2 protein-coding genes are annotated in these 1827 nt (G+C 62.2%); both read left to right on the top strand.

Features of this window, described 5'->3' with window-relative positions:
* The coding region (locus tag ABI213_RS08540; protein ID WP_348026752.1) for an AAA family ATPase at positions 1-743 on the top strand (743 nt) is incomplete at its 5' end.
* A gap of 124 nt (positions 744-867) precedes the next feature.
* Positions 868-1806 carry a hypothetical protein gene (locus ABI213_RS08535; RefSeq protein WP_348026750.1) on the top strand — a complete coding sequence of 313 codons (939 nt, stop codon included), beginning with the start codon at positions 868-870 and terminating at the stop codon, positions 1804-1806.
* Positions 1807-1827 lie beyond the last annotated feature (21 nt).

Raw genomic sequence — 1827 nt, 5'->3', positions numbered from 1 at the left:
TGTGCAAGGCGCTGGCGGGTTTCATGTTTGACTCGGAAGACCACCTGATCCGCATCGACATGAGCGAGTTCATGGAGAAGCATTCGGTGGCCCGCCTGATCGGCGCGCCGCCCGGCTACGTGGGTTATGAAGAGGGCGGTTACCTGACCGAAGCCGTGCGCCGCAAGCCCTACAGCGTGCTGTTGCTCGACGAGGTGGAAAAGGCGCATCCCGACGTGTTCAACGTGTTGTTGCAGGTGCTGGACGATGGCCGCTTGACCGACGGCCAGGGCCGCACCGTGGATTTCAAGAACACCGTGATCGTGATGACCAGCAACATCGGCTCGCCCATCATCCAGACCATGGTCGGGCGCGACTACGAGGACATCAAGGACGCGGTGCAGGACGAGCTGAAGAACTACTTCCGCCCAGAATTCCTGAACCGGATTGACGAGACTGTGGTGTTCCACGCGCTGGACGCGAAGAATATCGAGGCGATTGCCGCGATCCAGATCAAGGTGCTGGAAGCACGCTTGGCCAAGATGGACCTGACGCTGCAGGTGTCGCCTGCTGCCATCGCCGAGCTGGCCAAGGTCGGCTTTGACCCGGTGTTTGGCGCGCGGCCTTTGAAGCGCGCCATCCAGCAGCGCATTGAGAATCCGCTGTCCAAGCTGCTGCTGGAAGGCAAGTTCTTGCCCAAGGATGTGATCCCGGTGGATGTGGATCCGATCCAGGCTCCGGGGCAATTCACATTTGGGGTGTAACGGCCTGCCACCATGGCTGTAAAAGGGGCTGGGAAGCGATTCCCAGCCCTTTTTTTTCGCCCAAATTTACTGCAACCTGTTACAAATCCCCGGGTGGCCCATCGGCGACGCCAAGGATGGATAGATGAACTCTTTTGGAAACCTGGTCACGAACCTGTTTGCACTGGCCTTGGGCCTGGGCAGCCTGAAGCTGGCGGCAGAGGGGCTGTGGGCGGGCGCGATTGGCGGGCTTGCGCGCGGTGGGGCCGATGTGCGCTTTGCCGCGCATCCGCTGGGCTTTGTGCTGCTGGTGGCTGGCTGGACGGTCTTTGGCGTGTTTCTGGTGTGGTTTGGGTGGCGTGGTTTTACCCATCGTGGCCTGGCGGATGGCGACGAGGAGGATGAAGAAGACGAGAAGGACGAAGAGCTCCGCCCTGGCGCGCCTGCGCCCCAGCCGCGCAGCATGCCAGTGTCCCGACCGCCCACGGGTCTACAGACGGCACCCCTACCACCACCACCACCACTACCGCCACGGCTTGCGGCTGCCCCAGTCCGTTCAGCGACTTCACTGCCTGAGCCCTTGGCGATGTACACCTCACGTGCTTGGGCGCTGGGCGTGCTGGTGCTGGCGACGCTGGTGCTGGTGGGTGCCGGCTACGCATGCATCGGTTTGTCGTATTTTCTGACCATGCAAGGGGCCGCGGTTTTGTTCGCCCCGGGGCTGGTGGCTTATCTGGTGGTCGCCTGGAAGTGCGTACGCGACTTTTTCTGGCAGGGGCCTGCGCTGGTGCTGGACCGCTTCGGCATCCTGGACTACCGCCACCTCGGCGGGCGCAGCATTCCCTGGACCGATGTGGATGCTGTGCGCTTGCATGCCTCCGGCAGCACCACCAGCCTGGTGCTGCGCTTTCGGGATATGGCATTGGCCCGCCAGCACTTTGGGTCGGTCAACATGCTGAACGCTTTGGTGAACCGCATTTTTTACAAGGGTTATGAAGGGCGGGTGCTGTTGACCGGACTCCGATTCAGCCGCGCCCGGTTGCTGCAGGTGGCGCAGGTCTTTGTGCGGCATGCGCGCCGATAGGCCGGGCGAGGGTACAAAAAA

The sequence above is a fragment of the Rhodoferax sp. genome, from assembly GCF_039922535.1.
Lineage (GTDB): Bacteria > Pseudomonadota > Gammaproteobacteria > Burkholderiales > Burkholderiaceae_C > Rhodoferax_B.
This window is presented reverse-complemented; position numbering and strand designations above follow the sequence as displayed.

What these genes read in the sequence shown, in the direction of transcription:
- ABI213_RS08535 (WP_348026750.1), top strand. Translation starts at nt 868, where the DNA reads ATGAACTCTTTTGGAAACCTGGTCACGAACCTGTTTGCACTGGCCTTG.